Annotated in this window: 17 protein-coding genes; 5 read left to right on the top strand and 12 right to left on the bottom strand. The window is 55.8% G+C overall.

All coding sequences use genetic code 11. The features are described from left to right. Positions 1–24: 24 nt before the first annotated feature. A complete protein-coding gene (locus IVB12_RS11145) occupies positions 25–1,185 on the top strand; it encodes a GNAT family N-acetyltransferase (RefSeq protein WP_247298810.1) in 1,161 nt (386 codons plus the stop codon). A 101-nt stretch (positions 1,186–1,286) separates the two neighbouring features. On the opposite strand, the gene IVB12_RS11140 is transcribed toward IVB12_RS11145, so the two are convergent. Next, positions 1,287–1,745, bottom strand: a complete 459-nt coding sequence (locus IVB12_RS11140) for a class I SAM-dependent methyltransferase (protein WP_247298808.1) — start codon at positions 1,743–1,745, stop codon at positions 1,287–1,289. Between the two features lie 697 nt (positions 1,746–2,442). Here IVB12_RS11140 and IVB12_RS11135 point away from each other — a divergent pair. Further along, on the top strand, positions 2,443–3,420 hold the full coding sequence (locus IVB12_RS11135; protein ID WP_247298806.1) for a hypothetical protein: 978 nt from the start codon (positions 2,443–2,445) through the stop codon (positions 3,418–3,420). A gap of 84 nt (positions 3,421–3,504) precedes the next feature. On the opposite strand, the gene IVB12_RS11130 is transcribed toward IVB12_RS11135, so the two are convergent. Continuing rightward, positions 3,505–4,593, bottom strand: a complete 1,089-nt coding sequence (locus IVB12_RS11130; RefSeq protein ID WP_247298805.1) for a glycosyltransferase family 2 protein — start codon at positions 4,591–4,593, stop codon at positions 3,505–3,507. Between the two features lie 347 nt (positions 4,594–4,940). Here IVB12_RS11130 and IVB12_RS38385 point away from each other — a divergent pair, with 347 nt between their 5' ends. Beyond that, the gene (locus IVB12_RS38385; RefSeq protein WP_247298804.1) at positions 4,941–5,651 is read left to right on the top strand and encodes a methyltransferase domain-containing protein; all 711 of its coding nucleotides are present in this window, start codon (positions 4,941–4,943) and stop codon (positions 5,649–5,651) included. An 82-nt stretch (positions 5,652–5,733) separates the two neighbouring features. Here IVB12_RS38385 and IVB12_RS11120 read toward each other — a convergent pair whose 3' ends face one another. From IVB12_RS11120 to IVB12_RS11105, 4 genes are read right to left on the bottom strand one after another with little or no spacing between them, the layout of a single operon-like run. Further along, complete coding sequence (locus IVB12_RS11120) at positions 5,734–6,780, bottom strand: hypothetical protein (RefSeq protein ID WP_247298802.1); 1,047 nt, start codon at positions 6,778–6,780, stop codon at positions 5,734–5,736. 30 nt (positions 6,781–6,810) lie between these two features. Further along, positions 6,811–8,295: a lipopolysaccharide biosynthesis protein gene (locus tag IVB12_RS11115; protein ID WP_247298800.1), complete on the bottom strand. Its 1,485-nt coding sequence runs from the start codon at positions 8,293–8,295 to the stop codon at positions 6,811–6,813. A gap of 48 nt (positions 8,296–8,343) precedes the next feature. Then, positions 8,344–8,997: a PIG-L deacetylase family protein gene (locus IVB12_RS11110; RefSeq protein ID WP_247298798.1), complete on the bottom strand. Its 654-nt coding sequence runs from the start codon at positions 8,995–8,997 to the stop codon at positions 8,344–8,346. After that, positions 8,994–9,791 (bottom strand): sugar phosphate nucleotidyltransferase, encoded by a 798-nt coding sequence (locus IVB12_RS11105; protein ID WP_247298796.1) that lies wholly within the window; start codon positions 9,789–9,791, stop codon positions 8,994–8,996. The genes IVB12_RS11110 and IVB12_RS11105 overlap by 4 nt, the downstream gene beginning before the upstream one ends. A 196-nt stretch (positions 9,792–9,987) precedes the next feature. On the opposite strand from IVB12_RS11105, the gene rfbC reads away from it, so the two are divergent. Both rfbC and IVB12_RS11095 read left to right on the top strand, forming a co-directional pair. Further along, positions 9,988–10,608: a dTDP-4-dehydrorhamnose 3,5-epimerase gene (gene rfbC, locus IVB12_RS11100; protein WP_247298794.1), complete on the top strand. Its 621-nt coding sequence runs from the start codon at positions 9,988–9,990 to the stop codon at positions 10,606–10,608. A 57-nt stretch (positions 10,609–10,665) separates the two neighbouring features. After that, positions 10,666–12,009, top strand: a complete 1,344-nt coding sequence (locus IVB12_RS11095) for an NAD(P)-dependent oxidoreductase (RefSeq protein WP_247281166.1) — start codon at positions 10,666–10,668, stop codon at positions 12,007–12,009. A gap of 114 nt (positions 12,010–12,123) precedes the next feature. Here IVB12_RS11095 and IVB12_RS11090 read toward each other — a convergent pair whose 3' ends face one another. From IVB12_RS11090 to wecB, 6 genes are all read right to left on the bottom strand, one after another. Further along, positions 12,124–13,242, bottom strand: coding sequence for an acyltransferase (locus tag IVB12_RS11090; RefSeq protein ID WP_247298792.1), 1,119 nt, complete (start codon positions 13,240–13,242; stop codon positions 12,124–12,126). Between the two features lie 354 nt (positions 13,243–13,596). After that, positions 13,597–14,649, bottom strand: coding sequence for an SDR family oxidoreductase (locus IVB12_RS11085; RefSeq protein ID WP_247298790.1), 1,053 nt, complete (start codon positions 14,647–14,649; stop codon positions 13,597–13,599). A 157-nt stretch (positions 14,650–14,806) separates the two neighbouring features. Next, positions 14,807–15,805 (bottom strand): NAD-dependent epimerase/dehydratase family protein, encoded by a 999-nt coding sequence (locus IVB12_RS11080; protein WP_247298788.1) that lies wholly within the window; start codon positions 15,803–15,805, stop codon positions 14,807–14,809. A gap of 19 nt (positions 15,806–15,824) precedes the next feature. After that, entirely contained in the window at positions 15,825–16,991 is a 1,167-nt protein-coding gene (locus tag IVB12_RS11075; protein WP_247298787.1) for a DegT/DnrJ/EryC1/StrS family aminotransferase, read from the bottom strand. Positions 16,992–17,025: 34 nt separating this feature from the next. Further along, positions 17,026–18,288 carry a UDP-N-acetyl-D-mannosamine dehydrogenase gene (gene wecC, locus IVB12_RS11070; RefSeq protein ID WP_247298785.1) on the bottom strand — a complete coding sequence of 421 codons (1,263 nt, stop codon included), beginning with the start codon at positions 18,286–18,288 and terminating at the stop codon, positions 17,026–17,028. Next, entirely contained in the window at positions 18,281–19,405 is a 1,125-nt protein-coding gene (gene wecB, locus IVB12_RS11065; protein WP_247298783.1) for a UDP-N-acetylglucosamine 2-epimerase (non-hydrolyzing), read from the bottom strand. Before wecB ends, wecC begins: the two co-directional genes overlap by 8 nt.

Here is a 19,405-nt window from a genome sequence, read left to right as displayed (position 1 = left end):
CTGGCATCCCGAAACGCAGGTGTCATGCATCAGTATCAATATCGTGTCCAAATCCTCAGGACCCCCAAGGAAATCGAAACAGTTCGCGAATTTTGGAATGATTGCAACCCTGGTCGAGACGCAGATCTCGATTTCTACCTGTTCTTCGCGGCTCTCCGCTCGGAAGCACGACGACCACATGTCGTGGTGCTCTATGATGCAGATACTCCAAAGGCTCTTCTTGCTGGCAGACTTGAGGACGCCCGGTTATCCATCAAGCTCGGTTACTTGAGCCTTCCGGCGCCGTCAATGCGCCTCCTGCAGTTCGTGCACGGTGGATGGCTAGGAGATACATCCAATACCAACGCCAAACTCCTTATCGGCAGCGTCCTCGATTCACTGAAGACGGGCGAGGCCGAGGGGGCCGTCTTCCATTACGCCGAGGTCGATTCGGCTCTGTTCCGATCGGCCAAGACACTTCCGCGCTGGTATTGCTCGGACTATGCCGTCAACCATCAAATTCATCGATTTCGCGATATTTCAAACCGAACTGAAGTCCTGTCTAGTCTGACAAAAAAGCATCGATACAATTTCAGAAGTCTCGCCCGAAAGCTGACGGATACCTTTCCCAATAGTAGGATCGACAAACTTTCGAAGCTCGACCAACTCGATCGGCTCGTCGCCGACGCAGAGAAGGTCGTAAGTAAATCGTATCAGCGTGGTCTCGGAGTCGGCTTTTCCGCAACGCCGATCGTCCGATCACGCCTTGAGTTTGAGGCGCGTAAGGGATGGCTGCGGGCATACATCCTTTATCTCGACGAGCGGCCTGGTGCCTTCTGGATCGGCTCGCTTCGGAATGGAGTGTTCGTCAGCGATTATCTCGCCTTTGACCCTGCCTACGCCAAATACGGCCCAGGTCTATATCTGATCGTACAGGTGATCGAGGAGCTCGGTCGAGATCCGATTGGCCCTCCGATCGAGCAAATTGATTTCGGCATCGGCGATGCACTTTACAAAGCGAGGCTTTCGAATCGCGAGCGCCAGGAGGCCGTCATCTGCATCTTTGCACCGACGGCAAAGGCCGTGGCGATCAACGCGCTCCGCTCAGGACTTGGGACGATGACCCAGGCAACCAAGACGGCGATGGGGCCACTAGCTGACAAAATCAAGCGGCTTTGGCGGATGAAGGTGACCGAGAAGAGCTAATTCTTACGGCGAGCACAGCACCAACCGCGAAATCATACGAACCATGGCAATGGCCAACAAATCGGCGCGCGAGGACGACGTCGAAATCGGGCGCCGACCATCTAGCAACGTTCCGAACCACTTTCACGCGCTCTCGCAACGCCCTGCCAGACACAGAATCCGGGAGCGGTAGGTATTTGGCCGATTTTCGCGAGAAAATCGGTTCGCTCGTCGACAACCGCGCTTTGCTCGGGACGGTAATATAGCAGATACAGCTTTCCCTGGTGTCGCGCCAGATTGCACAAAACCTGCCGCATGACGGTTTCTCGAAAAGGATTGAACATGAACACGACTATATCGCCTTCTGGAAACTCGAATTGAGCGGCATCTTCATTCCTGACTTCGACCCTCACTCCCGCAATCTTGCCGTTCTTGATCGCAAGATCGACCAGCGACTTCGCGAACTCGACACCAATCACGCGTGCAAACCCGTGCTGAGAAGCCGCAATCAATGCACGTCCCTTCCCGCACCCTAGATCCACGAATGTGAAGGCGGACCAATCCTTGTGCAAGAACGACAAGGCCGTATCCAGCTCATCCGCAGGAATGGCCTGATATCTTTCACCGTATCGCGCGTTTGCGGAGTCCGTGTCCAAATCCCATACGGGTGATATCCCACCGGTGTCAGTGCCGTATGTTGCATCAAACAAATCTTGGTTTGACCTCGCTGGACCCACCCCACTGAGAAAATACCGACCGGCGCGTCGGCAAGTCTCACGAACTCCATGAGTGCGCAGGGAATTGAGCGCTCTATACCCCAGAAGGCCGATTCTCCGAGTCATTGTCGGGTCTCTCCCCTTCCAACTAGTAATCCTATAGAAGTTGGATGCTGAACGGGTGTCAACGATCTTTGAACTCGCTCCGTTTTTCTGATTTCAGGACCCAACACTCGACTCTAGTCTCGATCAGGTGGCAGGTTCGGTCGGCCCCAAGGCAATTTGAACACCTTCGGCGATTTTGCAGGCGGTTGGCACGGATTGCCGACCACTCGGCGCAAGCTATCAGGCTCGACAACATCGGCTCGGCCACGTCACGCCGGCAGAATAACAACTATCGCCAACGAAATCGCGTGACAGCATCGAAACCGATGCATATCGTACACGTGCCAACTGCGATCAGATCCATTGACCGGCGTCCGCACTGGCGACCAAGTATTGAGGTTCTGCCTTGTTGGCTGCAATGATCTCGAGATCGTGCACCGCACTCCTGTTGTCTTGCTTGCCGTTCGCATTGCGTGACGGTACTGCATCAGAACTCGATCTGCTGGACGATGGACATGCGAACGCACCGCACGCGCCCATTCAGAAGCCAGAACTATTGACAAGCTATGTCAAGAGGCCACCTTGGAAAGTGGCTGGTGTTGATTACGGCGTTGGTGTTCCGGCCGATACCGTGCTTACCGACTGGCGCGATTTGCGCGGTCCAGGCATTTCGATCGTCGACAATCTTGTTCGCGTCGACAACACCAACGGCGTCCATATCGACAGCGTCGATTTTTCCCTTCACGGAGGTGCGATCCTCCTGTTCGTCAACTCTCCCAGGGGCGTCGTAACCAACAGCAAATTTCAAAGCACTAGCAGCGCCGGAGAGATAAACGCCGATGAGCAGTCGCCTGATCTTACAGTACAATTCTGCACGATAGCAGGAGGAGCCGACGGCAGCTCGCTCATCTCTGCTCATGGCAATGTCGTTGTTCAGTACAACTGGATGAGGGATTTCCCGCAGCACGCGGTCGAGATAGGTGGCACCACCAATCTCATTTACCGTTACAACCTTATCGAGAATGGCGGAACGGTTGCCGGTGCTCATCTCAATTATTTGCAAATGATGGGATCGAACGTAACGAACGCGGTGGTGATTGCGTACAACACGACGTATCAAACGCGCCAGGCAGCGAGCGGTGAAGGCTTTCAACTCTATATCAGCGATGGGACCAACTCCGGCGTATTGGTAAACCCTACATTTGCCTACAATACGATGATCGCGAAAGGCCGCCTTGCGATGTCCTACATGCTGCATGGCTCGAGCAGGTACGCAACGAGCAAGCCCCATAGTACTCCTATCGAGGGGATTGCGACTGCTCATCACAATTATTTCGACACGACTGGGGCGTATGGTGCGTTTTATCCAGGTTCTGTTTTGAAATGGTCTCTGGTTGAAAACTGGAACATGATCACAGGGAGGGGCATTCGATAGACCGGCGGCGTTCGATCGGCCCCAGTCCCGAAAAGTCGCTCGATTCAACGGGAAGGCGACTGTACGACGCTAAAGCGGTCTTTGTTAGGGAAGAACTCCGCCGCGGGACTCTGCCAGTTCGGAGATCTCGGGATAGCAGATCGGCGGACCCATTTCGCCCCTCAGTCCTGCAAATGTACCGTGGAGGCCCGCGATGCAGTTCTGCCATGCTCCCTTAACAAAATACCTGACAGCATACAGAACCATGACCACGGCGCAGAACGGCAATGCCATAGGGAAATGCTTACGCACGAAGCGAACGGCGTTGCGGTGCTGAAGATACACGGAGAATCGTGGCACTGCGGAAATATCCCTAGCAGATCCGGTCGTCGTCCCACGCTTGTGCCGAACTATGGACGCAGCCGCATAGCCCAAACCACACGGTTTGGCGCGGATCCCCCAGTCTAGGTCCTCGGAGAAGAGGAAATAGCTTTCGTCCATAGGACCGATTTTCTCAATACAATCGCGCGTCACATACATGGATGCGCCTGAGGGACAGTCCATGGCGGCTTCAATTGCGCGCACGTCGTGAGGCGAATTCAACTGTTCACCGCGGCCGATCGCAACTGGTCTCGTAAGCCATTTTTGCCAATGGAGTCCGCCCCGGCAGCGTACGGTCGCCGTTCCGTCGACATCTACGATCGTACTGCCCACCATCCCCTTGTTGCCACTCGCAGCTCGCTCGACCAAGGCAGCGAGGGCTCCTGTTTCCGGCAGGGTGTCAGGGTTTAAGACCCAGATTCCGTTCCATCCGGAAACATCCTGCAATCGATCGAGCCAGAGGTTGATGCCGCCTGCGTATCCGAGATTTCCGGCCGCACATGCAACCCACACATTGGAAGGGCTTGTCCGCAATCTCAATCGCTGAACCTCCGAACATCGACCCAGGCCGACGTCGGCCTGAACATCGACCCTGGTGGCGTCGGTGCATGGGCCCTCGGTGTCGCAGAGCCGCTCAACCAGCCGATGGAACGCGCTCCTCCCGCCATTCTCGCAAATAAATACGTTAAACTCCGGATGTCCCGTCGCGCCCGACAGAGCCACGAGACAATCTCTAATGTCCTCGGCATTGCGAAATCCAACGATAAGGATCGCAACGTCGGCCATCGAATCAAGGATCACGGCTTCTTCCATCTCCTGGTTAATTTATCCCGATGACCAAAAGCACGGGTCGTGCGCGACGCCATAATGCGCAACCCTCTGCTCGAGCTGGCGGCCTTCCATTTGAGACGCCGGAGAGGGTTCGATTCCGACCAATTCTCTGCCAACCCGGCCACAGGGCAGACGACACACGACGGAGGCGACTCTCGACTCTAAGGACCGGGTTAACAAAGGGCTCGACCAGCGCCGATCTAAGCGACGCGCGCATTATATCATGGTTGATCAATTTATAAAGTTCAGGCAAATTACCAAGCATAATTAAATCGACAAATTGCGCCGCCGCGGCCCAATCGTCGACGTCTGCGAGAGGTTATGTAGCAGTGGCAAACCATAAAATGGCGGTTGGTAGAGCCGATGAATTCAATGGTTACGAGAAAGCAGCAGCAAGCTGTTATCGTCTCGCAAGATTCTCCATTTTTCTGGATTTACTTGCATCGATTCCGGCAATGGCCCGCCCCTTGCGCATTCTCGACGTCGGCGGTGTCGAAGCATATTGGCACGATAAGCGACGATTGATCTCCCGGCCAGTGGAAATAACACTGATTAATCTGGACGGTGAGGGACTTGCAAAGCCGGGGCTTATGTTTCTCAAGGGCAATGCCTGCCACATGCCCGAACTCGCCGACAATAGCTTCGATGTGATCCATTCGAATTCTGTCATCGAACATGTAGGCCAGTGGTCGAGCATGATGTCGATGGCGAATGAGATTCGTCGCATAGCTCCAAGCTATTTCGTTCAAACGCCCTATTACTGGTTTCCAATCGAACCCCATGCGAGAACGCCGCTTCTGCACTGGCTTCCCGAGTCCCTGAAGTTCCGGCTGGTCATGTCTCGAAAATGCGGGCCGTACTGGTCCAAAGCCGAGACCGTCGACGACGCGATGAGAACGATTCAGAGTTCAACATTGCTCGATCGATCCATGTTCTCGGCACTGTTCCCCGACGCAACCATCGTTCCGGAGAAGGTCTTCGGCTTGACCAAGTCGCTCATGGCCGTCCGCAACAAATATGCAGCTGCGCCGAAGACATAAACTGGTGTTGGCTCAGGGGACGCAGTCGAGGACTTGCGGCAGGCGGTGCCGATTGGTCTAGGGTAAAGGCCACCGCGACGCGTCAGTGGGCGGTCTCCTCCGAAACTCTTTCGAGCCAAGCCTCACGCCACCACGAATATATGCTTCGTGGGCAAAACATTCGGTTGTGACTATAGCGCGATTGACAACACACCCCCTCTAGCAGCACAGCCGGAGTTTTCATTCTTCTCATTTTTCCGGTGCTTTCGTCGATGAAATTATTCACTCTCGCTTTGACGCGATAAGTTCCTCCGCAAAACGGCACCAGCTCCGCATCGAAGGCCATTCCTCGATTTTGGGCTGCCGTGTCGAGCGAGGCGAGAATCTCATCGTACGACTTCACCCGAACCAGTTCTCCGGGTTGGAGGTTCAACTCACATGTAGGAGTAGGTTTTCCGAGCGGTATCTTGCCACGTCTTCGCGGGAATGGAAATCCGTTCCTGATCGCTTGAAAGCGATCGTACAGCCAACGGCCGGGAATCCCAAGCCTGCCGCGAAAGGCCAACGAACCGAAGAAGTATCCCACGTAGATAAAACCGCAAAATATGCGGCCCAAAGTAGCATTGCCGGACGTATAATCCTCAACGTACTGCCTAACGTCCCACCACGGTAGGGGCGTAGTGTATTCGAGCAGTCGGGTTGCCTGGCAAATGTATATCGGCTCGCCATCGGCTCCACGGATGTGTGTTGCTTTGCCGACGTCTTCCTCTGTGCAAACGACCGGAGCGATCTTGCCGCCATGCGGCGCTCCGCACTCTGGCGACGATATCGTCGAAGTAGACGCTTCCGCGACAGGCTTGAGCCAAGCTTCCTTCCAGAAGAGCAAGCACGACGCTTGGCAGCCACCGTGTGCCTTGCCATCGCAGCGGAGATCCAGGTGAATCCCATCCGCAAGTTTTCTTCCAAGCGATTTTCCCGAGACGGTATCACAGGTCTTGTGCGCCCGTTTGTAGACGCGAAAGCGCTGGCCACAGTACTGGAACATCTGCGGCATAAATGGCAACCCATCCAACCGACCGGCTTTATCCAGCGTACTTAGGATTTCGTCCTTAGTTCTTACTTCCATCCAATCGCCTGATCGTATGCTCATGCTCGCCAGTTCCTCGAACAAAAATCCAGGTCACCCAACTGAAGCCGTGCGGTCCGGCAATTCAGGCAATCGCGGCTTCCTCAGCGCCGTAAGGAGATCCAGATAGAACGCCCTTTGGCCCATTATGAGCAGCAGCATCGAGTAGTAGACCCCAAGCATGATGCCACCCTCAATCATCAATCTAACATAAGGCGGCCCCCACTCTCCGAACTCTAGCTGGACACCAAACGCAACCAGAGCAGCCACGACACCTGAGAGAAACGGGCCCCTCACCGCCAGGAACAGGTCCGACAGCGAAATCGCCGTTCCGTGCAGACACCAGGCAATATGGGGAAGCACCCACAGCGTCATCGCAGTAGAATAGGCAATTGCAACGCCCTTCGGTCCATACGGCAGCCCGATGAGATAGGCCGAAATAACCAGCGGAGCGATGACGCAAGCTATCGTCAGGCTTCGTCTTGTGAGACCGACAGAAAAGAGAAGCCATGCCAGGGGATTGATCATCCCGAACACCAGGACCGTTGGTGCCAGCAGGCGGAAGATGATTGCTGCCTCGATCCATTTTGGTCCAAGAACGACCAGAACGATGTCTTTGCTGAACATGGCACAGAAAATCGTCGTGGGCATTGTCAACGAGACAACCAGCGAATAGCCCTTCAAAAAGTAATTCCTCAAACGGACGGGATCGTGCTGGAGCCGCGACAATGCCGAGAACGCGACGCCGCCCACCGCAGAATTGAAGTTGGATGTGGGAATCGTGACAAGTTGATATGCTCTTCCATAAATTCCCAGGGCGTCCGCGCCCCAAAACCGACCGATGACTACCTTGTCGAAATTGTAGGCGACATAAACGATCAGGCCATTTAGCGTAATTGTCCCGCCAAATCGCAGCATTGGAAAGGTTGCTCTTCCCCAACGTGGGGCACTCGGTATCCAAGCCGTCGCCAGCCACATGCAGACAGTATTCATCGCAGGCGAGACGATCGCCGCCGCGACCAGCGCCCAGTAGCCGAAGCCGGCTACCGCCATCCAAAGCGCAACGCCGATACCTACAATCTGCGACACCAAATCAATTATCGTCAACGCTACATAGCGCAACTGGCGTTCAAGAAGCGCGGAGTGCTGTACACCCGCCCCGTTGAGAACGAACCCGAAGCCGATGGCGATCGTCACCCAGAAAAGCCGAGGTTGATGATAAAGAGCAACGAGGGCGGGCGCGCTGGCCGCGGTCATGAGGGCAAGCAGTAGCCCCACCCCAAGATTGATCCAAAATAGCGTCGAGATCTGCTCATTGGTTATCGTTGCCTGCTGAACGGTGGCCGACGAGAGACCCGCAGTGCTGAAGAGGCCATATATTCCCGTAACGACGGTCGCCATCGCGATCAACCCAAAGTCCTCCGGATCCAGCAAGCGGGCTAGAATCGCTAGGGAGCCGATTCGAAGGGCGAAATTTGCGGCCTGACCACAAAGCTTTGCAAAGCCGCCGCGAACCGCCCTCGCCTTCAGATCATCCATAGATCGCTCCAAAACGAGCCCCTACAGCAAGCCACATGGCGAACCTCTTCAACCTAGGGCGAGCTTACGCGCAAGAAATGCCTCGGCGTACCTTTCTGGAGCCCGACATTCCATGCCCCGGATCCGTGCCAATCCGCGGAAGGTTTCAGGATCGAACCATTGCTTGGAGCGCTGGCTTCCAAAATGCGACATCAGGAGGTCGATCTTGCGCTGCAATGCTCGAGCTGAAACGGGCGCATACAAATTTGGTCGACCGACGTCCCCGTCCCACTTGGGAATCTCATATTCTAGAATCAAATTATCTCTGAATGTATTCCAAGTTAAACGTGACACCTGACGATGATCCTGATGGGCATCGTCTCCGCGGTGCGTCAGGATCAGATCCGGCTCAACTCGTCGCTTCAACGACTCAAACCACTTCTTGATCTCGTCACCCTGCTCTGGAAAGAAGCCGTCTCGAAAGGACATTGCTTCAATTTGAGAACGGGCTGCGTCGGACACGAATTCAGCCGCAGACGCCCTCGCCTCACTCTCACGTTCACCTGCCGCGCTAAGTACACACCAATGCACGTCAAGCCGAACGCCACGCGCCGTCAAGTTCAGAATCGTCGCACCGGCACCTATTTCGATGTCATCCGAGTGCGCACCGAGACAAAGGATCGAGAGACGCTCTCCGGGCGCGGCAAGCTGAAACCCCTTCATGAAGCAGCCTGTGTGCGCACTTCCGGAACAACCTTCCAGGGCATTTCGCCCCGCTCAATCATCTCCTCGAGAACCTGCCGGTCTCGCAGCGTATCCATCGCGCGCCAAAAACCTTCGTACTTGTAGGCCATGAGTTTTCCGGCCTCGATCAGGCGATTGAATGGCTCGAGCACAAGCTCTTCGCCCTCGCGTATGTAGTCGAAGATCTCTCTCCGGAAGATGAAGTAGCCCCCATTGATCCAGATCTCGGCCTGCTGACTGGAGCGGAAACGCTTGACGGTGTCTCCGCCGTTGAATTCAGCAAGGTGAAAATTGAACGGGGGATGCACGGCAACAAAGCATCCAACCATTTCACTCTTCTTGAACCGCTCGACTATTTCCGGCAACGGCGCGTCGGTCAGACCATCGCTGTAGTTTGCGAGAAAGACCTCCTCGTTCTCTACGAGGGAGCGCACCGCCATCAAGCGCTGACCGATATTTCGCCAAATGCCGGTGTCAACTAACGAAACCTGCCAATCCGGTGGCTGCTCGCCGATGACCTCAACCTTCCTGCCGAAGTTGGAAACAACGCAATCGCTGTGGGCCCAGCGATCCGAGTTCAAGAAGTACTCCTTGATCACATTGGCTTTATAACCCAGGCACAATATGAAATCGCGGTGACCATATTGGCTGTAGTATTGCATAACATGCCACAGCATCGGGTGTTGGCCGACGGGCACCATGGGCTTCGGAATGCTTTCGGAATATTCTCGGATACGGGTCCCGAGCCCCCCACAGAACAGCACAACTTTCATGGCTAGCGCTTCCCATGTTTTTGCCGGCCGTTTCGGTCGCCACAGATCGTCAAGAGCGGGTCCTACAGGCCTCGATTTAAATAACATAAAATCCACTATTGAATGTCGCATTTTATATTGCAAACTGAATTAATCAATATTTTTTGAAAACTATTTTGAGATTCCGTCCTTAAGCATTATCATCGTTGACATTTCGATGCGCTTGAATGCCGGCGCGGGCAGTTATGGAGGAATTGGGGTGATTATAACCGAAACCGAACTTAAAGGAGCCTACATTATCGATATTGAACGCCGCGAAGATTCCCGCGGCTTTTTTGGGCGAGCCTTTTGCCAGAGGGAGTTTAGGACCCTCGGCCTCAATCCGGTCATCGCGCAGGCCAACATCGCGTCAAATACCCGGCGGGGAACCTTGCGCGGTATGCACTTTCAGTTTCCGCCGGCATCGGAAACGAAACTGGTTCGTTGCACACGTGGCGCCATCCTCGACATTATAGTCGACCTGCGCCCTGAAAGCCCGACCTACCTGCAACATGTCGCCATCGAACTGAACGAGAGCAGCCATCGGTCGCTCTATGTGCCGGAACGTTTTGCTCACGGTTATCAGACTCTCGTCGACAACACCGATACCAGTTACCAGGTGGGACAGTTCTATACCCCCGAGGCGGAGAGCGGGCTGATGTATAACGATCCTCGGCTCGGACTGACGTGGCCGCTTCCGGTTTCCGTGATCTCGGAGAAGGATCAGAACTTTCGGTTGCTTAACGAGGTCGAATCCGAACTGAAAGAGCGGATGGAACTCGCCGGCGTCGCGGGTTGACGCCGAAAGAACGTTGCTCGCAGCGTTGACCGATCCCTCCAGTTGAAAGAATCTACGATGATACTCATCGATCACGCCCTAAAAGCCCGTCATGCGGCGGGAAAGCCAATCCGCGTCGGCCTTCTCGGCGCAGGCTTCATGGTTCAGGGGATTGCCAATCAGATAACCAACAGTGTTCCTGGAATGAGGGTGGTTGCCATATACAGCCGAAAGCCTCAGCGTGGCCGTGACGTATTCAACTATTCCGGCCTAGCCGACGTGGTTTACGCGGACAGCCAAGGGCAGCTGGACAGAGCCGTTGCCGCTGGCGTTCCGGCGGTCACCGAGGACGCGTTCCTCCTCGCCAGATCGGACCTGGTCGACGTGATCGTCGACGTAACCGGATCGGTTGAATTCGGGGCTCACGTCGCGCTGGAAGCCTTCAAGCATCAAAAGACCATGGTTCTCATGAACGCGGAGATCGACGCGACTATCGGGCCGATCTTGCAGGTCTATGCAAAGATGTATGGGGGCACCCTGTCCGCATGCGATGGCGACGAACCGGGGGTGCAAATGAACCTGGTCCGATGGGTCAAGGGGCTCGGCTTGATCCCGCGCGTCGTCGGCAACATCAAGGGACTTCAGGATCCGTATCGCACCCCCACCACGCAGAAGGGATTTGCCGAGCAATGGGGACAGAACCCAGCCATGGTCACCAGCTTCGCCGACGGATCCAAGATCAGCTTCGAGCAAACGATCGTGGCCAATGCGACTGGCTTCAAGGTCAGATCACGCGGCATGTCGCGCGGACTGGAATATCGCGGCGACGTCATGAAGATAGGCACCCTCTACGACATAGACGAAATCCGCGCCCTGGGCGGAATCATCGACTATGTCGTCGGCACACCTCTGACCAAGGTCTACGTGCTAGCCGAGCACACCGATCCAAAACAACAGAAGTATTTGAGCTTGTACAAAATGGGTGAAGGCCCCTTGTACTCGTTCTTCACACCATATCACCTCGTTCATTTCGAAGTACCGAACTCGATTGCTCGTGCGTTTCTTTTCAAAGATTTGATCGCCCCTCCCATCGCCGGTCCGGTTGTCGAGGTCTGTGCCGTCGCTAAGCGTGATTTGGCGGCGGGCGAGGTCCTCGACGACTATGGGATGTACATGACCTATGGCGAAGCCGTGAACTCCGAGGAAATGAGCCAAATGCAATACCTTCCCGAAGGTCTCGTTGAGGGCTGCAAGTTGCGGCACGCAGTCAAAAAGGATGAAGTGCTGACCTATGCGGATGTTGATCTGCCGCCCGGTCGCCTGGCCGACAAGCTGCGCGCAGAACAATACAAACATTTCAATGGACACACTTGGCTTGAGCAACGGATTACCCCGGATGCTTCATTTGCTCTCACGGCGTGAAAGGGCTGGAAGATGACCACGTTTGCCGAGCCATTGACGCAGGCGTGCGAATGCGTCGCGAGGAGTCCGCTCGCCCGCCTTACTCGTGATCCTGAGCGGATCTTCGCTGAATATTCATTGGGAAGCCACACCCGACGTTATCGGCGGCTGCATCCAAGCCGCGGCACGTCTTCCCACATTTATCCCCGGCAGTTCAATGTATCGATACGTGAGTTCTGAAACGATTATCGTGGCGGGTATGCTCAGGAACGAAAGCAGCAACATTCCAGGAGCAGCTCCAGAGTAACTGAAGACGGACCAAACGATCGCTGAAATGACAGGGTAGTGACACAAAAATATCGAGTAGGAGCGCGAACCAAAATACTGCGCCGCGGGATTCGTCAGCGCCCAAGAGTATATATTGGCAGCAAGTCCCGGCCGTTCGTGGCACTTCTGCGGAAGACCAAAAAATACAATAAACCAGATCAGGAACGGTCGCAGTTCACTGCGCAGCGGAAAAAGGACGATTGCCAAAGCCACTGCCGGGACCAGCCAATTATGACCTTCCACATACGGGTAGGTCAACCGGCTCACAATTCCCACCACGAAGTAGCTAGCTGCGAGCGGCAGCGCTCCGGGCTGAACAGTGCCGACGAAGCTCTTGAACCACAATTCACAAATTGCAATTGTAATCGCGAGTACTGGGATGAATATTTCATTTCGGATGATGCAGATTATCAGCGGTGCAACAAGATAGAATTGGAACTCCAGCGAAATGCTCCAGGCTGGCATGTTGAATGCGTACTCCGAGTACGGCAACGCTGCATTCGAAATGGCACCGTGCAGCATCGTGACATGCGCGAGAAGGTGTGACCAGAAGTACTTATGATTGCTTGCGGCGACACCATTCGCAACCTTTGCGAATTCGGAATCGTTAAAGCCAGGAGAGGTTAGCGAAATGGCAAGCAGATCGTTGGTAAAAAAGCCAACAATGCAGGTGGCGGCGAACAACGGAAACAATCGTGCGAAACGCTGGGCGAGATAGACAGGATATGCCTCCGATTTTTCAACAATGACGTGCGTGATTACGAAGCCGCTGACTATAAGGAAAACGAGGACAGCGGGTAGGCCTAGTGATCTGAGCTGTGCCGCCAACGTTCCCTCATTGAAGCCCGAACAGTATGCGAGGTGCGCCAAGACCACGGTCCACGCCAGCCAGCCTCGCAATCCCTCGATTGCCTGAAATCTCTTCAACGGTGCTCGCCTTCTCTATTGGGTGGACGTGGAGAAACTGGCGCGGCTGTCTCTAGCAGCGGTTCGGAAGATGTTATTTTCGTTTGTCGGATGTATGTTTTCCCAGGCTATGATCTACATAACGTGACTGACATCGCGACACCTCCCCGAACGTCACGTCGCTCTTCGTCCCATGGTTCTTGCGACATTCGGCCGCGCGTCCCCTCAGGCCATTCCAACCGTCGGCGACTCTTCGAGGGAGCGCGACCTGGCAGTGCACTATCTGTGTCGTGTCAGGCCCACTCTGACGAATGAGCTTGACGCTTCCTCGGCGATCTCCAGCTCGTCGAGCTTTGCCGCACCGATCAGCTGGAATCATGACGCGGCTTGAAGCTGCAGTTTCGAGTGGCGCAAATCGCTATTAAGAATTCCCTCCGCAAGCAGTTTCCGAATGTGGCTGATCCGCTGATATCGCGGCCCTTCGAATTCTTCCAACGTCAAGTTTGACGAACGATAGACCCTGTAGAGCTGCTCGGCGCCCATCCGAGCGTCCCAGCGCGGCTGGAACCCTGGCAGCTTACAGCGGATCTTCTCGAAGCTCACTCGGTAGGATCGCTCATCTGGACTCGCATCCTCGGCGAACTCCACCGTAGAATTCGGCACCACACTCGCGACGATCTCGGCTAGATCCCGAATTCGATAATTGTGAGCAGTCTGACCGACATTGAATGCCTCATTGAAGACGGATTCGGCAGGTGCCTCCAATGCGGCGATGAAAGCTCTAGAAATATCCTCGATGTGGACGATTGGCCGCCAGGGCGAGCCATCCGATTTCAGATGAATTCTTCCTGTTGTAAACGCCCATGCAACAAGGTTATTCAGGACAATATCGAAGCGCAGCCGCGGTGAGACTCCGTACGCTGTCGCTGGCCTCAGATACACCGGGCAAAACCCGTCGCCGGCCAACGTCGAAATATCACGTTCGGAGGCAACCTTGGATTCCCCGTAGGCGGTCACCGGATTGAGCGCGGCGGTCTCATCGATCATTTCTTCGCCGGCTTTTCCATAGTTGCTGCAGGACGAGGCGAACAAGAAACGACGTACGCCGGCATGTTTGGCTATCTCGGCGATGCGAACGCTTGCGCGATGATTGATCTCGTCGGTCAGCTGAGGCCTCAGATTGCCGAGCGGATCGTTGGAGAGCGCTGCTAGATGCAGCACAGCGTCGAAGCCAACGAGATCCGCGACCTCCGCGTCTCTGACGTCCTTCCAAATCGTCGGGACCTCGAGAATGCTACCGCCAGCAGCGTATGTACACCGGGAGTAGATATCGCTGTCCATTCCAGTCACCTCGTGACCGGCGCCGACCAGCATTGGCGTCAAGACCGTGCCGATATAGCCAAGATGACCCGTTACAAGAACTCGCATCGCCATTCTCCATCGCACTCAATTTCATGAACGAAACTTGCCCGGTTTCCGTGTTTCGGCCAGCGTTCTGTCAAATGGCGGCCCGCCTGGAGCACGCAAAAGTGCAATGCAGGACGGCTGCACGTACGGCTTCGGCTGTTTTGGCACAGCAAGGGACTCATGAAGCCAGAGCCTGCCGTTGGCGCGCTGTTGCAAGTCCTCGTTCGGAGCGCCACCACTTCACAAACTCCGTCAGTCCGAGTTCGAGCGGCACTGTGGCTTGGAAGCCCAGCAGCCGTTCCGCTTTGCCTGTCGACGCAACCCGCCGCGGTGTAGGATTGATCGAGTGCTCGGGCGCGATCTGCGGGAGCACGCCGTCATTGCCCGTTACGGAAGCCAAGGCCGAAGCGAGCTGCACCAAGCTTGTCTCGACACCGCTCCCCACGTTGAACACCTCGTCGCTGACCTTTGCCCTCGCAGCAAGGATTGTTGCGCGTGCTGCGTCACGGACATGCACTAAATCCAAGGTCTGCTGGTCGTGCCCAATTATTACTGGCGGTGTTCCAGCCTCCACTTCCTCCATCCAGCGGGTCAACATTTCGGCGTAGCGGCCGTGCACGTCCATTCGGCTGCCATACACGTCAAAATATCTCAAAGCGATATAGTCGAGGCCATGCATATCGTTATAGGCGCGGAGCAGGCCTTCAATGCAGACCTTCGCTGTTCCATAGACCGTACGGTTTCCATACGGATTCTGATGCTCCGTCGTCGGCACTTCCTCCACCGCGCCGTACACCGCAGCGGAAGACGCAGCGATGAACTTCTCGACGTCATACTTGACGCAAAGTTCAAGCAGGTCGAAGGTACCGTTCACCATGACCTCCATGGCAAGACGCGGCTCGGCCATGCAATGGGCGCTGCATGGTGCAGCGTGGTGAAAGATGATGTTGGCTCCCTTTACAAGAGCTTCTACCAACTTGGTGTCGCGCAAATCACCACGGACTAGTCGAACGGGGCCTCGATTAAGCGACTTCCTAAGATTCTCCGGTCGGCCGGTCGTCATGTTGTCCAGCGCGACGATCTCGACGCAGCCTTCGTCGCACAACAAATCTACGATATGCGAACCGATGAATCCGGCCCCTCCGGTAACGAGAACGCGTTTGCCCTTGAGATCCATGCTGACCGCTCTCCTGGTTCTAGGCTAATCGGCCATCTCGAGGCATTTTGTTCTGAAATACCCGGTCGCTCCGGAATATCTGGGCCTCTCGTGGAGCAACTTTTCTCACTTCGGAAGCAACAATGCCGGCTCGCTCCGGCAACAGCTCGGGATAAATGGGAAGCGATAGAAACTCACGCGCAAGCCTCTCACTTACAGGCAGATCGCCGACGCGATATCCAAGTTCTACGTAGCTCTGTTGTAAATGCACCGGAACGGCGTAATGAATGCCGACGCCGATGCCCGCGCGGCCTAGCATGGCAAGAGCCTGATCGCGATGCTGAAGTCTGAGGGCGTAGATATGATAGACATGCCGGCTGTGGCTGGGTGGCCGCGGACTCGCAAGTGCAGCAGTCGACAATGCCTGATCATATTGCGCCGCGATCGCTCGACGTGTCTCAGTCCAGGATTCGATGTGATCCATCTTTACGTTCAGTACTGCCGCCTGCAATTCGTCCATTCGATCATCGCATCTTGCGAAAACGTGATTGCGCTCGTCATCCTGAGTCCGACCGAGGAGCCACGACACACGTCGCGCGAGTTCCGGCTGATCGGTAACAACTGCTCCGGCCTCACCATGGGCTCCGAGATTCTTATCGGGATAGAAGCTGAAGCAGCCCAAGTCTCCGATCGAGCCGGCACGCCTGCTCTTGTACACAGCACCATGCGCCTGCGAAGCGTCCTCGATCACAAAGAGACCATAGCGGCGGGCAATCGACATGATCGGATCCATGTCCGCCATGAGCCCATGCAGATGGGCCGGCAGGATCGCCCTCGTTCTGTTCGTAATCGCAGCCTCGATCAAAGCAGGATTCATCGTCCACGTGACTGGATCAACGTCCACAAAGACCGGTGTTGCACCGCACCTGATGATGGCAGCGGTCGCCACGACGAAATTCATCGAGACGGTGATCACCTCATCGCCCGGCCCAACTCCAGCCGCCAGCAATGCGAGACGGAGCGCCGACGTGCCGCTGTTGACAGCGCAACAGCACGCGACATTGCAGTAGTCGGCAAACCGCTCCTCGAAAGCGGCCGCTTCGGGCCTCCATGTAGACCGCAGGTCCCGAACGGCGCGCGCGATCGCAACGTCGATTTGCGATCCGACTGTCCGAGCTTGTGCTTTCAAGTCCAAGAAGGGTATCAAATCGGTAGTCTCGCCTCCGGAGGGTTCGGCAGCTTCACGTTCGCGCAGGCATATCTTGCCATATACCCCGAGTATCGATGACGTCGAGATGACGGCGTTCGGCTAGTGGAACCATCTTGAATTCGTCGTGGTCGACCAGGAGAAGGGCGATCTCACACGTGCGCAATGCTTGGTCGATGCTCAAGAATCCCAGCCGATAGTCAGCAAGTTCGGGCGGTAAGTGCCGCAGATTCGGTTCCACAAACTTGATGCGCTCCCCGTACTTCTTCGCGAGGTGTATTGCGATTTCCATCGCCGGGCTTTCGCGCAAATCATCGACATTTGCCTTGAACGTCAGCCCGCAGCAAGCCACGTTTGCATATGGATGATCGTCGATCAGAGCCTCGGCTCGCTCGATAATGCTTTCCGTCTTGGCAATGTTGACCTCGCGGCTCGCCCGCATGAGGCGCGCGAGGTCCGGCGCCGAGTCGATGATGAACCAGGGATCGACCGCAATGCAATGACCACCCACACCTGGTCCCGGTCGCAGCACAGTCACGCGCGGATGACGGTTGGCAATATCGATAACCTCCCAAACGTTGATGTCGAACCTATCGCAGATCAATGAGAGCTCATTGGCGAATGCAATGTTCGTGTCGCGGAACGCGTTCTCCGTGAGTTTGACCAACTCGGCCGCGCGCGCGGTGGTCGCGACGCAGGCCCCCCGAACGAACATTTTATAGAAGCGCTGAGCCCGGCGAGTGCAGGCAGGGGTCACTCCCCCAATGCATCGGTCATTGTTGATCAGCTCACTCAAGATCCTCCCGGGCAATACGCGCTCCGGACAATAAGCGACGTAGATTGCACCATCCTCATGACCGTTGACACCAACTCTCAGGTCGGGCCTGCGTTCGCTAATCCGCTTGGCGATTCCTTCAGTCGTTCCGATCGGCGACGTCGATTCGAGAATGACGAGATTACCCGGTCGAAGCAGATCGAGTATGGACTCGACCGCGGTATTCACGTTGGACAAATCCGGCCGATTGTTTCCGTCAATAGGTGTGGGTACTGCGATGATGAAGACGTCGGCGGCTTGCGGTTCGCTCGATGTCGTCAACGCTCCGCTCGACACCACTTTGGAAACGAGACCATCAAGATCGGGCTCCGAAATGTGAATGGATCCGGAACCAACCGTCCTGACCACATATTCCTTTGTGTCCACCCCAACCACCTGAAGGCCGCGGCTGGCTATCAGCGCGGCTGTCGGCAAGCCGATGTAGCCAAGTCCGATGACAGCAACTTTATGGAATTCAGGCATCAAGAAGCACCTTCACGATCCGCTCGCTCGCCCGCCCGTCACCAAAGGGATTATGGGAGCGAGCCATAGCCGAATAAGTCTCATCGTCGTCGAGAAGACGAAATGTTTCGTAGACGATCCTATCGTAGTTCGCGCCGACCAGTCGTGCGGTGCCGGCCTCGACGCCCTCCGGACGTTCCGTCGTTTCGCGCATGACAAGGACGGGCTTTCCGAACGTCGGCGCCTCTTCTTGCACGCCTCCTGAGTCAGTGAGAACCAAATACGAGAGCGACAGAAGGCTGACGAAATCGGTGTACTCTTGAGGAGAAATGAGTACGACACGCGGATGATCGGCGAGGCGGCTCGCGAACACGTCGCGAACGTTCGGGTTCGGGTGAACCGGAAGTACGACGGCAACGTCCTCCCTGCTCAGGATTGTCTCCAGTGCATTGACGACGTTGAAAACTCCCCCGCCGAAATTCTCTCGGCGATGGCAAGTGACTAGGATAATGCGGCGGTTGCCGTGGCGCTTCTTGATTCCGTCCCAGCGGGACGAGAGCTGCGGATCGGCCTCCACCATGGCTTTCGCGAGGATCAGCGCGTCAACGACCGTATTTCCTGTAACATGAATGCGATCCTTTGAGACGTTCTCCGCCCGCAGCGCTCTCGCAGCACGCTCGGTCGGCGCGAAATGCTGATCGGCGATCGAGCCGACAATCTTGCGGTTCACCTCCTCGGGCCAGGGTGCGAAGATATCTCCACTTCGCAGTCCCGCCTCGACATGTGAGACCGGAACGCGGTGATAGTACGACGACAGCGCACCTGCCATAGCAGTCGCAGTGTCGCCCTGGACGATCACTCTGGTGGGCTTCACCCTCTCCAGCACATCTCCGATCTGCGACAATAGCCGGCCGGTTAGACTATCGAGCGTCTGATTCACTGTCATGACGTCGAGATCGACATCCGGGACCACCTTGGCCACCTTGAGAACCTGGTCGAGCAATTCCCTGTGCTGCGCTGTCGCGCAGACCGTGAGGGCGATGTCTTTGCTCTTTTCGGCCTTGAGCCGCTTGATGACCGGAAACAGCTTAATCGCTTCCGGCCTGGTTCCTAACAGGATGAGAAAATGCTTTCGCAC

Source organism: Bradyrhizobium sp. 179, assembly GCF_023073535.1.
In the GTDB taxonomy this organism is placed as follows: domain Bacteria; phylum Pseudomonadota; class Alphaproteobacteria; order Rhizobiales; family Xanthobacteraceae; genus Bradyrhizobium.
Note: the sequence above shows the minus strand (reverse complement) of the source record. Positions and strands in the feature narration are given on the sequence as shown.

Excerpts from the sequence above, each read along its gene's own strand:
- wecC (WP_247298785.1), bottom strand. The coding sequence starts at position 18,288 with ATGCCTGAATTCCATAAAGTTGCTGTCATCGGACTTGGCTACATCGGC.
- IVB12_RS11110 (WP_247298798.1), bottom strand. The coding sequence starts at position 8,997 with ATGAAGGGGTTTCAGCTTGCCGCGCCCGGAGAGCGTCTCTCGATCCTT.
- IVB12_RS11120 (WP_247298802.1), bottom strand. The coding sequence starts at position 6,780 with ATGAGCATACGATCAGGCGATTGGATGGAAGTAAGAACTAAGGACGAA.
- IVB12_RS11080 (WP_247298788.1), bottom strand. The coding sequence starts at position 15,805 with ATGGATCTCAAGGGCAAACGCGTTCTCGTTACCGGAGGGGCCGGATTC.
- IVB12_RS11130 (WP_247298805.1), bottom strand. The coding sequence starts at position 4,593 with ATGGAAGAAGCCGTGATCCTTGATTCGATGGCCGACGTTGCGATCCTT.
- IVB12_RS11145 (WP_247298810.1), top strand. The coding sequence starts at position 25 with ATGCATCAGTATCAATATCGTGTCCAAATCCTCAGGACCCCCAAGGAA.
- rfbC (WP_247298794.1), top strand. The coding sequence starts at position 9,988 with ATGCGCTTGAATGCCGGCGCGGGCAGTTATGGAGGAATTGGGGTGATT.
- IVB12_RS11095 (WP_247281166.1), top strand. The coding sequence starts at position 10,666 with ATGATACTCATCGATCACGCCCTAAAAGCCCGTCATGCGGCGGGAAAG.
- IVB12_RS11085 (WP_247298790.1), bottom strand. The coding sequence starts at position 14,649 with ATGCGAGTTCTTGTAACGGGTCATCTTGGCTATATCGGCACGGTCTTG.
- IVB12_RS11105 (WP_247298796.1), bottom strand. The coding sequence starts at position 9,791 with ATGAAAGTTGTGCTGTTCTGTGGGGGGCTCGGGACCCGTATCCGAGAA.
- IVB12_RS11115 (WP_247298800.1), bottom strand. The coding sequence starts at position 8,295 with ATGGATGATCTGAAGGCGAGGGCGGTTCGCGGCGGCTTTGCAAAGCTT.